Annotated in this window: 15 protein-coding genes; all 15 read right to left on the bottom strand. The window is 51.5% G+C overall.

Annotated elements, in window-relative coordinates:
- Positions 1–73 precede the first annotated feature (73 nt).
- The 15 genes from F3H20_RS06050 to F3H20_RS05980 all read right to left on the bottom strand — a co-directional run bounded on the left by F3H20_RS06050 (position 74) and on the right by F3H20_RS05980 (position 14,298).
- Positions 74–523: a PTS sugar transporter subunit IIA gene (locus tag F3H20_RS06050; protein WP_149734048.1), complete on the bottom strand. Its 450-nt coding sequence runs from the start codon at positions 521–523 to the stop codon at positions 74–76.
- Between the two features lie 44 nt (positions 524–567).
- Complete coding sequence (locus tag F3H20_RS06045) at positions 568–3,456, bottom strand: sigma 54-interacting transcriptional regulator (protein ID WP_149734047.1); 2,889 nt, start codon at positions 3,454–3,456, stop codon at positions 568–570.
- A 339-nt stretch (positions 3,457–3,795) separates the two neighbouring features.
- A complete protein-coding gene (locus tag F3H20_RS06040; RefSeq protein WP_149734046.1) occupies positions 3,796–4,644 on the bottom strand; it encodes a beta/alpha barrel domain-containing protein in 849 nt (282 codons plus the stop codon).
- Positions 4,645–4,677: 33 nt separating this feature from the next.
- Complete coding sequence (locus F3H20_RS06035) at positions 4,678–5,955, bottom strand: zinc-binding dehydrogenase (protein ID WP_149734045.1); 1,278 nt, start codon at positions 5,953–5,955, stop codon at positions 4,678–4,680.
- Positions 5,956–6,063: 108 nt separating this feature from the next.
- Positions 6,064–6,426 carry a PTS glucitol/sorbitol transporter subunit IIA gene (locus F3H20_RS06030; protein WP_149734044.1) on the bottom strand — a complete coding sequence of 121 codons (363 nt, stop codon included), beginning with the start codon at positions 6,424–6,426 and terminating at the stop codon, positions 6,064–6,066.
- Between the two features lie 93 nt (positions 6,427–6,519).
- A complete protein-coding gene (srlE, locus tag F3H20_RS06025) occupies positions 6,520–7,506 on the bottom strand; it encodes a PTS glucitol/sorbitol transporter subunit IIB (RefSeq protein WP_149734043.1) in 987 nt (328 codons plus the stop codon).
- Positions 7,507–7,522: 16 nt separating this feature from the next.
- Positions 7,523–8,089: a PTS glucitol/sorbitol transporter subunit IIC gene (gene srlA, locus F3H20_RS06020; protein WP_091747042.1), complete on the bottom strand. Its 567-nt coding sequence runs from the start codon at positions 8,087–8,089 to the stop codon at positions 7,523–7,525.
- Positions 8,090–8,131: 42 nt separating this feature from the next.
- Positions 8,132–8,560 carry a transcriptional regulator GutM gene (locus tag F3H20_RS06015; RefSeq protein ID WP_149734042.1) on the bottom strand — a complete coding sequence of 143 codons (429 nt, stop codon included), beginning with the start codon at positions 8,558–8,560 and terminating at the stop codon, positions 8,132–8,134.
- A gap of 19 nt (positions 8,561–8,579) precedes the next feature.
- On the bottom strand, positions 8,580–9,353 hold the full coding sequence (srlD, locus tag F3H20_RS06010; RefSeq protein ID WP_149734041.1) for a sorbitol-6-phosphate dehydrogenase: 774 nt from the start codon (positions 9,351–9,353) through the stop codon (positions 8,580–8,582).
- An 88-nt stretch (positions 9,354–9,441) separates the two neighbouring features.
- Complete coding sequence (locus F3H20_RS06005; RefSeq protein ID WP_149734040.1) at positions 9,442–9,621, bottom strand: hypothetical protein; 180 nt, start codon at positions 9,619–9,621, stop codon at positions 9,442–9,444.
- A gap of 93 nt (positions 9,622–9,714) precedes the next feature.
- Complete coding sequence (locus F3H20_RS06000) at positions 9,715–10,662, bottom strand: sugar-binding transcriptional regulator (protein WP_149734039.1); 948 nt, start codon at positions 10,660–10,662, stop codon at positions 9,715–9,717.
- A 227-nt stretch (positions 10,663–10,889) separates the two neighbouring features.
- Complete coding sequence (locus F3H20_RS05995) at positions 10,890–11,627, bottom strand: alpha-ribazole-5-phosphate synthase (protein ID WP_149734038.1); 738 nt, start codon at positions 11,625–11,627, stop codon at positions 10,890–10,892.
- The gene (locus F3H20_RS05990; RefSeq protein WP_149734037.1) at positions 11,617–12,147 is read right to left on the bottom strand and encodes an ECF transporter S component; all 531 of its coding nucleotides are present in this window, start codon (positions 12,145–12,147) and stop codon (positions 11,617–11,619) included. The genes F3H20_RS05995 and F3H20_RS05990 overlap by 11 nt, the downstream gene beginning before the upstream one ends.
- Before the next feature lie 10 nt (positions 12,148–12,157).
- Positions 12,158–12,928 carry an ethanolamine ammonia-lyase subunit EutC gene (eutC, locus tag F3H20_RS05985; protein ID WP_149734036.1) on the bottom strand — a complete coding sequence of 257 codons (771 nt, stop codon included), beginning with the start codon at positions 12,926–12,928 and terminating at the stop codon, positions 12,158–12,160.
- Positions 12,929–12,933: 5 nt separating this feature from the next.
- Positions 12,934–14,298: an ethanolamine ammonia-lyase subunit EutB gene (locus F3H20_RS05980; protein WP_149734035.1), complete on the bottom strand. Its 1,365-nt coding sequence runs from the start codon at positions 14,296–14,298 to the stop codon at positions 12,934–12,936.
- Positions 14,299–14,313: the final 15 nt, after the last annotated feature.

Raw genomic sequence — 14,313 nt, 5'->3', positions numbered from 1 at the left:
CACGCTCCTTATATTTTTTTATATTTATCTTGCATGGCCCGCAAGAGCCGTATTGCCTGTTGTCCGTCTTAACTCATACCGCCAGAGACTGTAAAAGTTCTACCGCCTGTTCGCGGGTTTTGGCCGCCTTCAACGCCATAAGCAGTTCCTTGTTTTGGAATACGGCCATGAGATTTTTCAATGTCTGCACCTGCATGCCCGGATCCTTAATCGCCAGGAGAAAGACCAGCTCCACCGCCAGACTCTCCTCCGGATTGATCATCGAATGAAAGGCCACCGGTTTTTTCAGTGCCGCCAGCCCGATGGTCGACCGGTTCACATGATTGGAATCGGTATGGGGAATGGCCACATAAAAATTGCCAATCGATAAGCCCGTAGGCAAAGTGCTCTCCCTGGTCAGCACTGCCTCGACATAGCTGTCCTTCACATACTCTTTTTCTCTCATCAGCCTGCCCAAATGTTCAATGACCTCCCGCGATGTTTCCGCCTCCAGGTCAAGCACCAATAAATCTGCATCCAACATATTGTGTCCACTCCTTGCCGGTAGTTTTTTATCTGCTATCGCCATTAGGAACTGCTTCGCATCTCCCGATAGAGCGTTTCTTTTAGCTCAAGCATATTTTTGCTTTGTTTCAAACTGTCAATCAGCTGCATTTTTAGGAATGGCCGCAAAATCCCCTTGACCATCTTCTTATCATTCACCTTAAAGGCCGGTAAACAAGCCATTTCGACCGGGCCGCTGCCCCAGATAATAGGCTGCTTCAGCCTGGCAACCACGATGGCCGATTTATGTACGGCCAGCGAATCGCCATGGGGAAAGGCAATGCCGCCCTTCATAAAGGTAGGGGCGATAGCCTCCCGCCGGAATACCGATTCTAAAAATTCCTTCCGGACATAGCCTTTGTTGATCATCAGCAGGCACATGACCTCAATTAGTTCCTTCTGCGAACGGGCGTCCGACTCAAACACGATCAGATCGTCCTTGGAAAAGCCCGCCAGTTCATCCACCTGCTGCGCCGCCAGCACATAATCCAGTTCGCGGATACCCGCTTTGGCCATGCCCGGCTCATAGACGATGAAATGGAGCCCTTCAATTTCCGGGTTGATGGTACCGATCAGGGCCAGAATTTGATAATTCTGCTGGATCTCGACCAACTTGTTTTTTAGCTGCTCATCCATCGCCCCGACCTGGAAAACCGTTACCCCGGGATACTTCTCCTCCAGCAGCCGCCGGATATGGCAGGCTGTACCCTCACCGGTCAGGCAGACCGCCACCAGCGCCAACGGCCGGGCCGGTTCATTAATGGTCAAAACCGGATAATTATAACGGGATTTGAGCAGGCTGGAGTAAATTTCGTCCAGCTCGTTTTCCGGGATGGACGCCTTGCGAACGGCCTCAATCACCGTTACCAGATCCACCCTGTCCAGTGTCCGGGTGGGAATCGCCAGCTTGTCTGTGACGATCTTGCCCACATTGGTTAGTGAACCCATATCAACCAGGAAAAGAATGCCCTTTCCCTCATCAATAATTTGGGATATGCCGATAATCTTTTCATAGATAATGGAAGGCGCCTCATTGAGCGGCATATCGATAGCCACCGGGAACTGCACCCCCAGCAATTCCTTGACCACCGTAACAATCTCGGTGGCAATGCGTCCATGAGATACCACCACGACACTGACCCGGTTTTCAAAGGGCTTTTTCTCAATAGCGGCCTTAATATACATGGCAATAAAGCCGATTTCATCCTCCACCAGCTCCAGTTGCTTGCGTGCTGCCAGTTGTCCGGCAAACTGCACCGCCAACTGATACTCCCGTGAAAAGTCCTGTTTGATCTTAGGCAGGTTGATATTGATGATCTGCTGCTTCAGCCGGATGCGTTTGACCGTTTCCTCCAAGTGAATGGCCAAATGAGTAAAAATGCTTTCGTTCACATCATGGTACAGCCGCTCCTGGATGAGCTGCAGCCGCAGTTCCTTAACCAGCTCAATAATGTCCTTATCCACAATATTGACCAGCTCGTTGAGCGAAACATACTTGGACTTGGTATTGCCGCTTAATTCCAGATTATTGAACTTGTTGATAATGAAACTCCACAGAATCTCTTCCACTTCCCGGGAGTCCATATTAAACTTGGTCAGTTCTTTGTATTTCTGTTCCATCTGCCGGTAAAAGTCCTCCGGCAGCGAGTAAGAGCCTTCCTGCATGTGCTTGATGAAGCTGGCTTTATTATTAAGGAAAGGAATAAACATCATATCCTGGATGTACTTGCGGACTTTCACCACATTGACATCCTCCAGGGCAAAATCCTGCTGCATAGTGTTGGTCTCCAGCACATCCTCGTAGCCAATGCTGATAAACTCCTCATTTTTGCCAATGTATTTCATAAATGCCCTGGCGCAGATCACCTGAATGGTACTCTTTAGCTGACCGATATTGCCGCCAAACCGTTTCAGTGACAGGATTTCAATCACCTTGGCCTCGACGAACACCTTTTCATTGACCCGGCTGCACTCCTGTTGAAAGAAGTCGTAAATAATCTCCACCTTTTCCAAGAACGAACGCTGCTGAAGCGAAGGAATCGAAATGATCATCGGAATGCGCCGCCGGAAGCTGAGCAGCAGGCTGGACTCAATATTTTCCGTAGTGGCACCGATAAAGATGATATTGACCCGCCGTTCATCCTTGGTTTCTCCCAGCCGCCGAAACTGCCCCCGGTCAAGAATGGAAAACAGGATCTCCTGCCCTTTAGGTGGCAACCGGTGGATTTCATCCAAAAACAGCACTCCGTTATGGGCCTGCTCAACTAAACCTTCCGTGTCACTGTCGGCGCCGGTAAAAGCCCCCTTCTTATAGCCATACAGCAAGGACAGCAGTAACTGCGGATTGTCGCCATAGTCGGCGCAGTTGAATACAATAAACGGCCTGTCGTCGGCAATCACCTGTTTCTGCCTGGCAAAATTATACATACATTCGGCAAACTGGGTTTTTCCCACCCCGCTTTCCCCAATAATCAGCGTAGGCAGTCCAAAGGGAGGGTACAAAATGGCCGACTTGGCCTGATTGACCGGTTTTTCCAGACTGCCGTGGCAGCCGACCAGTGCCTGAAACGGATTGACCGTATCCCTGACACAAGCCTCCTCCACCGGTGCCGGAATGCCCGTCTCCCTGAGCAGCTCTTCCACTACATGGCGGGAGATGTCAAAACCCCGTTCCATCAATCGCTTAGTCGCCTCAGCCACCGTCATTTTACTGCTTTGCCGGAACAACTCCTCGATGGCTTTCTTTAGGTACGGTTTACGCCGTTCCCGCGAATTGCCCAGGGAAAGCTCCTTGCGCAGCATGGTCACCGTCTCCCGGGTGGTGGACAGCATTTTAGCCAAACGCACATCGGTAAAAGGGTCCTTGGGATTTTCCGACCGTATAATGTTTACCAGCTTTTCCTTTAAATCCATTTCATGACCTCTCTTCTCTTAACTATACTTTGCAAATGCCGTGCCATACAAAAACACAAATTACTTTTTCCCGTCGCAAAGCCATTTACCGGCCTGTTCGTATGGCGGCTTACATTTTCCGAAATCTTCATACAGTTTCCGGCAGGCGTTGCTTTACAAAAACGCAGTGTATGATATGGCTATGATAAAATTCCATTTTCATCCAGAACATAACTAAATTACATTATACCAAGTTCTCAGTTATAAGAAATATGTAAACTCCTCCAGAACATAGAAAAACCACGCAGTGGACTTAATTCCTCATGCGTGGTTTCCTATATTTTACTTTACTATTGTTTTTTATTTCTCGGCGGCCAATTCCCACAGCAGCCGATCAACCATCTCCGCCGGGCTGTTCGTTCCGCTCCGAAAGATGGCTGTGCCGCAGACGAGAAAGTCTGCGCCTAACGCGGCGGCATCCCGTATCGTTCCCGGTTTGACGCCACCCTGCAGCTGGATGGCACCATTATAGCGTTCTTGATAATAAGCGATGTATTCTTTAACTGCAAATGAAGCCAGGCCACCGGCCGCAAAGCTTGAACGGGCTGCCGTGGCTTCGGCCTGAAAGGTCAGCATCGGCAGTTCCCTCAAAAATGGCTGAACCTGAGAAAATGTGTCCGCTGGCGCTCGGGCCGGCCGGCTGTCAGAACCGAAAATTTCAATCACCGGGCTGGCGCAGCTGCCTTGCTCATTGATACTGTCCAGCAACTGCCGGTGATACACAGGATCGGGCACCGCATCCAGTTGATAGCACACGGCAGCCGGCGAGACACCTTGGTACTCCCGCCAGCGTTCCAGCGGCCGGTCGGTCAACATATGCAGATTAAGATAGCCGCCCTGGCAGCGGATATCCGCCGCCAGCCCGGCCAGAAAATCCGGAGTAAACACCGCCTGATTGCTACAGGGGGCCGGTTCACCAAACCCGCCGTAATCGGGAAAATTAATGTCGCAATGAAAGGTCATGACTTTCCTGCGGGAGAATAAATGTCGTACCTGCTCTGTCACTTCCTGTTGCAATACAGTCACCGGTACCGCATCAATACGGCCGTCCAACAGGGTAATAAGCGCCGGATTAAGCCGAACCACCCGGTCTGCCGCCATGTATTCTGCCGTTGCCGGCAGTACGGCAGGACTGTAAAAGCGCCACACTCCACCGTCTCGCCTCAGTCTGACCGCCTCCTCTTATTTTCGTTCTCTCAATCCAGCCAAAGCATGCTGCAGCAGATAGGCTTCGGCTTCGGCGCACCACAGGTCGTCGTTCCGCTCCAAAATGGCCTGCAGTCCGCGAAAGAGCGGCTGACTTTTTCCTAACTCGGCAAACGCACTGAGTGGCGTCAGTTCCAGGTCTATACCGCTATAGATCAGCTTCTTGCCGCCATCAATAGCTGGCAAGTTCAAAATGGTATCCTTTGCACTGTTCAAGCCGCCGATATGGGTCACAATGGTCGCCGGATTAATCAGCCCCTCTTCAATCAGCGCCAGGGCTTCCTTCATATCCTCCGGATAGCCGCCGCTGGTGCCGACCACATGGGTGCCGCGGTAGTGAATATCATAGTAGTTCAACTCGGCCGTAAAACTCTTATCTGTCGGTCCGGCAAAAAAATTGAGGCAGCCATCCTTGCCTAATAGCGCGCCGCCCAGCTCGGCACTTTCCTTTAACGGCGCATAGACAAATACATCGTCATAGCCCTGGCCTGCCGTAAGCTCCAGCAGATGTTTCTTTACATCACCGACCTGTCCGGTATTGGCATAGACCAGAGTAATGCCGTGCTCCGCCGCCTTCTTAACCGAGTTATAGCGCCGGGCCCGGCTGAGCTTTGCTTCATTAGTTCCTGTTACCACCAGCAGCTCCGGTTTGCGTTCGGCATGAATGGCATAATCGACGGCCAGAAAACCCATCGGACCGGACCCGTTTAAAATAATCATATTGCCCTTAGGCTTAATACCCATTTCGTGCCGGTAGCTGCCTTCCACCGTATGGTAGCTGGCCTTGCAGGCAGCCACAATGGAAGACAATGGCTCGGCCAGCGATCCCTTAAAATAGGCGTCGCCTTTAAAATTGAGCAGACAGTCCATTTCCATCACTTCGTTGGGAATCACGATATAGGTCGCATTGCCGCCGACAAACCGGTATGAATACCCGGGTCCGAAAGGGCTTCCCTGATAGTTCAGCGTAGGCTGAATGGCAAACCTGCCGCCTGCCTTGTACTTAGCCTGCCATTTCTTCCCCACAGCCAGAATCTCGCCGCAGCATTCATGGCCGACAATGATGGGATTTTTCGCAATATCCTTGGGAACCCTACGGTGCTCGCTCCCCTGCAGCACCGTCTTATAGGTCGACATGCATACACTGTCGGTAATTACTCTGGCCAATATTTCATCGTCCCGCAATGGGGGCAGTTCAAATTCGTCTAAACGTAAATCCTGTTTTCCATACAGTCTAAGTGCTCTGGTTTTCATCGGTCCCTCATCACTCCTTTTAAGATTAAAGATTCGGACCTTGAACCAGAAACCCTGCTAATTAAATAAGCGTACCGGGCCGGCGAGAATTTTTTTCGCCCGACTGCCTTATTTCCTTGCGACGGAAATGCAATCTCCCACCTGAAGCTGCGGCAGTTCACTGTCTTCCAGATACACACTGCCGCCCAGGCCGTCCGTCTGTCCGTCAAACCGGAGCGTAATATGTCCCAAATTGCTAAGATTCTGCTCCACTTCGTCGCCGACAAACGTAATGCGAAATTCCTTATCGCCAATCCGCAGCCAGTCACCGGCCTGAATTGATCCATACATAGTATTGCCGCTGTGCAGGATGCAATAGTCAGCCAATTCCTCCGGCGCATTATCCTTGAACAGAATAATCATTTTTTCACCGGAAAAAACCGCCGCCAGTTCGCCAATTCCCGTAACCCTAGTCTGATACACGAGTGACATTGAAACCATCCTCCCAATCTATATGCTCATTCCGATAAAAATGGCAATGAAGGTATAAACCTGCTACCTTCATTGCCATATTGACATTCTAAACTAATTGGAATACAACCCGAAGCTTGCCAGCCAGGCGATAAATACCGTAGTCGGACCGGTAATAAACCGGGAATACAGCACCGACGGCACGCCGACTTCCACCGTTTCCGCCTCGGCTTCCGCCAACCCCAGGCCTACCGGAATAAAGTCGCAGGCTGCCTGAGAGTTGATAGCGAACAGCGCCGGCAAAGCCAGATGGGGAGGAACGGTTCCCTTGCCAATTTCCACGCCCACCAGAACACCGATAACCTGGGCAATAACCGCCCCTGGCCCGAGGAATGGAGAGAGCAGCGGGAAGGAGCAAATCACCGATAGGAGCAACAGACCTTGTACCGTGCCGGCCAGCGGCGTCAGCATTTTAGCGAAGGCATCGCCCACACCGGTGCTCAACACCACGCCAATCAGCATGCAGACAAAGGCCATGAAGGGTAGGATAGTCCGCATAATGGTATTGATAGTGTCCCGGCCGGCCTGATAAAACGTGCCGGTAATCGAGCCCATAAATTTGCCGATCTTAGCCATGAAACCGCCGCTTTGCTGGCTGATCTTTTTGCTGGTGTCATATTTCGGCTGTTTGACCGGCGCTGTCTGGTAGACCGGCGCCTGCACCCCTTCGCCGCTTTGCTGTACATTGTCCTCTTTGACGTCCGACACGTAAATGTCTGCTTTAATATACTCGGCCAAAGGGCCGCTGGGGCCGGACGGCATCAGATTGATAGTGGGAATGCGTTTTTGCGGATAAATGCCGCAGCGCAGTGTGCCGCCGCAATCGATAATGACGCAGGCAATTTCCTGATCAGGCACTTTGGTTTTAAACCCGTCCACCAGCGTGCAGCCGCTCAGTTCGGCAATCCGCTGCGCCACCGGCGATATAACCCCGCCGGTAATATTGACCACTTTATTTTTGGTTTCATCAGGCGTAATCACTAAAGGTCCTCCGAAGCCGCCTCTGCCGGCTGTAACGGTTATCGAATGATAGTTTGCCATCTTTGTTTGCTCCCTTCTAGGCGTTTAGCCCCGATTGTGTTGTGGTAACCTCGGTTTTGAGCTGGATACCCTGCTGTTTCTCCACATAGGCTGTCGTAAAGTCGGTAACCCAGCCCCGGAAAAAGTTGGTCACCACACCCACCAGGAAGTAACGGACAGCCAGATCAACGGTAGGCAGACCCAACTGGGTGATACCGGCAGCAATGCCCAGGAAAACAAACAGTTCACCGGGATTAACATGGGGAAACAGACCGTTCAGCGTGTGGCAGGAAAAGGAGCCGGCCGCATAATAGCTGGGTTTGTATTTTTCCGGCATGAATTTGCCTAAGGATAAGGTCATCGGATTGCAGAAGAAAAAGGTGCCAACTACCGGCAGAATCAGATAACGGGAAAGCGGATTGCCGCCGCACATATGAGCCAGCTTCTCCACCTTTTCCTGTCCGACAAAGCGGATGAGCGCATTCATCGCCACCAGCAGCATGATTAATTTAGGAACAATTCCGGAAAACATACCGACGAATACCTTGGCGCCGGCATCAAACATACCGATAAAACCTGTCGCGAGCCAAATTAGAGTATCCATACCATTCTTCTCTCCTTCTGAATTCATATTGTATGATTACGGTTAGGCAGTTACTTGTTCACCTGCGGCCGGCTTCACCTCCCTGCTTGCGTGGTTATTTGCTTCCATAAACGACCGGTAGTTTTCCACCGCGTTTAGAACAGCCTTCCAGGTTTGCTTATCCGGCCCGGATGCCCCGACCGGATTGTCCGGCAGATTAAACAAGTCACAACCATCAAACAGGGAAAAGGACCGCAGCCGGGCAAAGCTGGATACGCCGGCCATCCTTTCCGCTTTGATAATTCGTCCCTGCCCGTCCAGACAGAACAGCACCACCACGCCGGCGACAAACCGGCCTTTAGAACGGCCGACCACCACTCTTCCCTGCTGCCTTAGCGCTTTAAAATGGCTGTTAAAGTGCTTCATCTGATAAAAGCCCAGCAAACCTTGTAACCCCCACAGCCCCGCCGCCAGCAAGAATAGTTTCCACATAGGCCCTTCCCCTCCTTTACTAATGCATCACCTGTCCGCCGGTTATGTTGATTGCCTGGCCGGTCAGATAACAGGCTTGTTCGGATGAATAGAAAGCTACGACATTGGCCACATCCTCTACTTCACAGCCCCGTTTTAACGGTACTTTTTCCATATAAGCCTTTTTCACTTCCGACTCAGGAATGCCGAGCTTAATGGCATACTGCGGAATCAGCCCTTCAAACATTTCCGAATTGAGCATGTTGCCCAGCATCATGGAGTTTACCCGGATTTTGTGTTCCGCCAGGTCCAGCGCCAGGCTCTGCGTCAGACCGACAGCGCCGAATTTAGCCGCCGAATAGCCGGGATTGAACTTACTGCCCACTTTGCCTGTTTTGGAATTAATTACAATGATCGAGCCCTGGATGCCCTGCGCAATCATGACCTTGGCCACTTCCCGGGCACAGAGAAAATAGCCCGTTAGATTGACATCCAGCAAAAATTGAAAGTTTTTAAGCTCAAACTCGGTAATTTTAGCACTGATGGTTGCCCCCACATTATAAATCAACGAATCAATTTTTCCCAGCTCCCCGACTACCTGACCTACCATGGTTTTAATCTCGGTTTCGGAACAGACATTGACCTTAACAGCCATCGCCCGGTATCCGTCCGCCGTCAGAGCGGCCGCCACCTGCTGCGCGTTTTCTTCCACCAGATCGGCAACGGCTACCGCATAACCTTCTTTAGCCATCCGGCGGCTTAAGTGGGAGCCCAGCCCCCGGCCGCCACCTACTACTAATGCAACTTTTGACATGATCATTCCTCCACTTTCCACACATAGAATGCCTCCATAAAAAAACCGGAGGTAAATAATAAAAAGCCATGAGATAAGCAATCAGTGCTTAGCCCATGGCTCTTACATGCTGACAAAATGTCTTTTCATTTATGTCCTTATCTTCATTAGGAACCTTCTCAATCTTGATCAGAAACTGCTCCGCCTTACCGCGTATCAGGACTTCCTTGTACTCGAATAAACTGTATATCTTGTCGCCCGGTTGCAGCGTTTTCATTTTGTTGGCCAAAGCAACCCCCTCCTGCCCGCGTTGTCTTTGTCTCCCGGTAGCAAAAAGCGCAAAAGAACTCAGTCTATGAAAGCTCCCTTACTCCCTATATATTCAGCCGCTGCCCGGATTATGTCTTTCCGGCCGGAAGGCTAGCAATAATCTGGCGGTAGCTGCATCGGCGATCAGCACATTCATAAACCGTCCCCTTAAAGCACCGTAAATGGCCGGCACCTTTTCCGGCGAGGCGGCTACACCGACAGAGTAGTTCGCCTTCTTCAGCGTCTCCAGGTCGATGGCGATGGTACGGTCGGTTAGTACCGTGTCAACCAGCCGGCCTTCCACATCGTAGAAGCGGGAGCAAACATCACCCACCACGCCGGCCTCCTGTAAAGCGTCAACATATTCTTTACCAAAAGTCCCTGACCAGACCAGATTGGAATGTCTTAGCGGCGTACCGACACCGACAACGGCAATGCTGACCCGCTCCCACAGATCAATGACCTTACGGCAGTTGGCATCCTGAGTCATGATCTCCTTGGCCTCGACCGAACCGGCAATAGCCGGCGCATACAAATAGTGGCTCTTGGCCTTAAAGGCATTGGCAACTTTATAGGTAATCGTGTTGACATGATATTCACTGTCCACATTCTCCGGGCCGCCCACCAGGGGAATCATATCGGCGCCTACTGGGTCACAGGCTTCCGTCATAGCCGCATCAGCCACGGAGGCCATCGTCTTGCCCCAGGCAAAGCCGACAATATCACCGTCGGTAATCACCCGCCGCAAAAACCGGATGCCCGCCTTACCCAAGTCAGCGGCCTTATCCACAATATAGGCTTCCTTCAAACCAAAGGTTTTCTCCAGTTGGTTTTCCAGGTCTTCATACTCGTCGTTGACAATCGATATCTGCACCAGACCGGCCAACATGGCTTTTTTCAGATACTTGCTGACAGTAGTACGGTTAATGCCGAATCGGGCGGCAATTTCATGCTGATTCTTATTCTCCAGATAATACATCTGCGCTACTTTAATCAATAGTCGCTTATCTACAGGAAGCATAACCATACCCTTTCTGTGTGAGCCGCTTCACCGTCACATATGTGACGATTAGTAACTTTTGTTATCTTGTTTTAATCTTAATATAGTTTTTAGAAAATTGCAATAGGTTATTTTCACTTTTTTCTCACTTATTTTTCGCCTATTCTACGAAAAAAAGCCCTGGCCGGACACCATGTTGCGGTCCCCACCAGGGCCTTGCCTGCGAGCATTGTTTATTTTTTTCTGTCTCACTGCTTTGCTGCCAACTCTCCGATAACTTCCAGGGCGGCATGCCGGACAGGCCTTGCCAAAAACCGTTCATCCACCGCTGCCAGAATTACCGTATTCGGCCCCGCCGATTTTTTCATGTCAATCTGTACCGCCTGCTCCGGAATAAACGTCAGTTCATGGCAGGCAGCCAACAGCTCTGCTTCGGCCAGGATACCTTTTGAACCCACCGGTACCATTTCATACACGCCAGGGTGGGCAAGCAACTCCCGGATGGTGCAATAGCCCACAAGCTGCGCCTGCAGCACTTCCTCGCCGACCAGGGGCGCTCCCACTGCCACAACGGTTAGGCCGGCCCGGCAGCGCTTGACCCGCAGCCGGGCAGTTTCAACCACCCCGACCGCTGTAACGCCAAGACCGGTGGCAAAGGTGGCGAAATTCTCCTCCGTACTGCCGGTCAGTACCACCTGCTCAATTTCCGCCAGTTCGAGTTCGGCCTGAATACCCCGGATGACAGCATGCCCGGTAGGCTTCATCTCGTTGCAAACCGCATTGGCCAGACATACGACTTGGGCTCCCGCACATAACACCTCCAGCAGGACGACCCGGGCCGTATATCTGCCGGTCACCTCCGGCGGCACCTTCAATACATCGCAGTCCTTTAATCCGATACCACCGCAGCTATCGCAGGCAATCACTAAAGTGCTTCCCTTTTCCAGCTCGATCAGGGTAAGATCCCGGACTTTTTCAATCTTCACAGTTGCTGCCTGCCTTCCCATTCACTTTGACAAAACCCGGCAAAACCCGGAGTAAACCGAAGGCCAGTCCGATATTCATCAAAGCTGCGGCGGTCAGCACCGGCAGATAAGCTAACAGCGCCGCCCGCCCCATGACTGGCAGCAGCCAGGGGTATAACAGCAGCAATGACAGGGGGCCGTTAATCAGGCAACCGGCCGCCACTGCAGCCATACCGGCCACTCGTTTGGCCCGCGGCTGTTCCCGCAGCCGGCGGTAGATCCAGCTCACAGCCGCAGCGGCCAACGCCATCTCGCCCATAATTAGAACATGCACCGGCAAGGTCAACGGAAAACCCGATAACGCGGCTGTGAAAAAGTGACCGGCCGCCCCGACCGCAGCGCCGCCCGCCGGCCCTAGCAGTAAGGCGGCTAAAAAAGCCGGCATGGAATCAAATGCGATGGTGCCTAATATTTTAACCGCCGCTCCCATATAGCTTAATCCAATGAAAAAGGCAAGCAAAATAATCCTTCTGATTTCCATCTTTTCTCTCCTACAGCTTAAGTTCAATACCGCTCTTTTTCTCTTTCATCATCAAACAGGCCATTTGCACAATTTGCGCCCCGGCCTCCACCGGCGGCGTGCCTTTCTTATAGATATTGGAGATCACGTTGCGTTGATGCTCGGGCTTAAGAGGGCTTGCTTCATAGGCCAGGTATGAGCTCATGCTTTCGCCGGTAGCCAGTCCGGGCCGTTCCCCGATCAGCAGAATGGTCACCTTTGCGGCGAGGGCCTGGCTTATTTTATCCATGGTAGCCACCCGGCCATATTTAATAAAAATTGGCGTTCCCAAGCGGTAGCCCTCCGCCGTCAGTCCATCGACAATAACCGGATAGATATCCCCGATATTGGCGGTAATAGCATGGGAGCTTAGTCCATCGGCAACGAGAATCTGCACCTCCGGCGCCGCTACGCAGCTATTCTTTACCCTTTGCAGTGTTTCTTCGGAAAACAGCCGTCCCAGGTCCGGCCTGGTAATATACTCTTCCTTATCGCGCACCAGTGTTTGTACTTTAAAAAACCCTAACTCATCGATCAAGGCTTCATCCACATCGGACCATACCGAATCGACGGCCACGGCATGGTCGGCCCGGAACCGGAGCAGCGTTTCCGTTTTAAACCGGTCGGCGGCCCGGCCGATGCAAATTCGGGAATTGGTCGTTTTTTTCATCCGCCGGCAGATTTCATAATCATAAGGCTGGTCAATGGTCACCCTGTCGGTATAATCTATGGCGGCAATATCCTGAATTTCATCCTGTTTCATCCTTCTCACCCCGGAATCATAAATATTGACGGGTCACCGGCCCGTTCGGTCAGTCGGTTGCCTCTCATTATCCGAAGGCTCTCCATCCGGGCGGCAAACTCGGCGATGGGACCTTTACCGGTAATCTCCCGGATAGCCGCCACATCGTGATGGCTGGTCGTCTGGTACATAAGCATGACATCGTCGCCACCGGGGATTCCCATAAAATAAGTGCAATCAGCAGAAGCCAGCAAAAGTGCCAGATTTTCCAGATCATTCTGGTCAGCCTTCATATGATTGGTATAGCAAACATCCACTCCCATCGGCAGCCCGCTTAGTTTACCCATAAAGTGATCTTCCAGGCCAGCCCGGATGACCTGTTTGCCGTCATACAAATATTCAGGACCAATGAAGCCTACCACCGTATTGACCAGGAACGGTTTATACCTTCTGGCAAAACCATAGCACCGGGCCTCCATCGTCACCTGATCAGCCTGATGATGCCCCTCTGAGGAAAGCTCCGAACCCTGACCTGTTTCAAAATACATATAATTGCTGCCGGTCGAACTCTTTCGCTGCCCCATCAATTGATAGGCCTCATCCATCAAGGCCATATGAATGCCGAACGCTTCGTTTGACTTTTGCGAGCCGGCAATACTCTGGAACATCAAATCCATTGGCGCTCCCTGCTTCAGCGCTTCCATCTGAGTGGTTACATGGGCCAATACGCAGTTTTGCGTCGGTATATCCCAGGTAAGCATAAATTCTTTGAATTTGCGTAGAATGAGCGAAATGCTTTCTACCGTATCAACCACCGGATTGAGTCCAATAACAGCGTCACCGATGCCATAGCTGATCCCTTCCATCACAGAGGCCATAATTCCCTCAATATCATCAGTGGCATGATTGGGCTGAAGCCGGGAAGAAAACGTCCCTTTCCGGCCGATCGTCGTATTGCAGGTCGCCGTATTTTCTATTTTTCTGGCCCCATAGACCAGGTCCAAATTACTCATCAATTTTGCCACACCGGCTATCATTTCCGCCGTTAATCCGCTGCTGACGGACTGCAGCGTCTGTCCTTCGGCCTTAAGAATGAATTCCCGGAAATCACCAACCGTCATCGCTTTGATCTTGTTATATTCTTCGACTACCACGGCGTCCTGAATCACCCGGGTGACCTCATCTTCCTCATAGGGCACCACCGGATTGTTTCTTAAATCCTCCAGCGTCAGCTCGGCAAGCACCACCTTCGCCGCAACCCGCTCCGCCATATCGGCCGCCGCAATACCCGCGAGCTGATCGCCGGATTTTTCCTCGTTGGCTTTAGCCAGCACTTCTTTTACGTCTTTAAAGCGATAGGTCTTTCCAAATAATTTTGTTCTCAACAGCATAGCGCACCTCTTTTG

The sequence above is a fragment of the Propionispora hippei DSM 15287 genome (genome assembly GCF_900141835.1).
Classification (GTDB): domain Bacteria; phylum Bacillota; class Negativicutes; order Propionisporales; family Propionisporaceae; genus Propionispora; species Propionispora hippei.
Note: the sequence above shows the minus strand (reverse complement) of the source record. Positions and strands in the feature narration are given on the sequence as shown.

Bases quoted from the DNA above. Each gene is read 5' to 3' on its own strand.
- F3H20_RS06000 (WP_149734039.1), bottom strand. From the start codon at position 10,662: ATGCTTCCTGTAGATAAGCGACTATTGATTAAAGTAGCGCAGATGTAT.
- srlA (WP_091747042.1), bottom strand. From the start codon at position 8,089: ATGGATACTCTAATTTGGCTCGCGACAGGTTTTATCGGTATGTTTGAT.
- F3H20_RS06045 (WP_149734047.1), bottom strand. From the start codon at position 3,456: ATGGATTTAAAGGAAAAGCTGGTAAACATTATACGGTCGGAAAATCCC.
- F3H20_RS06035 (WP_149734045.1), bottom strand. From the start codon at position 5,955: ATGAAAACCAGAGCACTTAGACTGTATGGAAAACAGGATTTACGTTTA.
- F3H20_RS05980 (WP_149734035.1), bottom strand. From the start codon at position 14,298: ATGCTGTTGAGAACAAAATTATTTGGAAAGACCTATCGCTTTAAAGAC.
- F3H20_RS05990 (WP_149734037.1), bottom strand. From the start codon at position 12,147: ATGGAAATCAGAAGGATTATTTTGCTTGCCTTTTTCATTGGATTAAGC.
- srlE (WP_149734043.1), bottom strand. From the start codon at position 7,506: ATGGCAAACTATCATTCGATAACCGTTACAGCCGGCAGAGGCGGCTTC.
- srlD (WP_149734041.1), bottom strand. From the start codon at position 9,353: ATGTCAAAAGTTGCATTAGTAGTAGGTGGCGGCCGGGGGCTGGGCTCC.
- eutC (WP_149734036.1), bottom strand. From the start codon at position 12,928: ATGAAACAGGATGAAATTCAGGATATTGCCGCCATAGATTATACCGAC.
- F3H20_RS06030 (WP_149734044.1), bottom strand. From the start codon at position 6,426: ATGTCACTCGTGTATCAGACTAGGGTTACGGGAATTGGCGAACTGGCG.
- F3H20_RS06015 (WP_149734042.1), bottom strand. From the start codon at position 8,560: ATGTGGAAACTATTCTTGCTGGCGGCGGGGCTGTGGGGGTTACAAGGT.
- F3H20_RS06050 (WP_149734048.1), bottom strand. From the start codon at position 523: ATGTTGGATGCAGATTTATTGGTGCTTGACCTGGAGGCGGAAACATCG.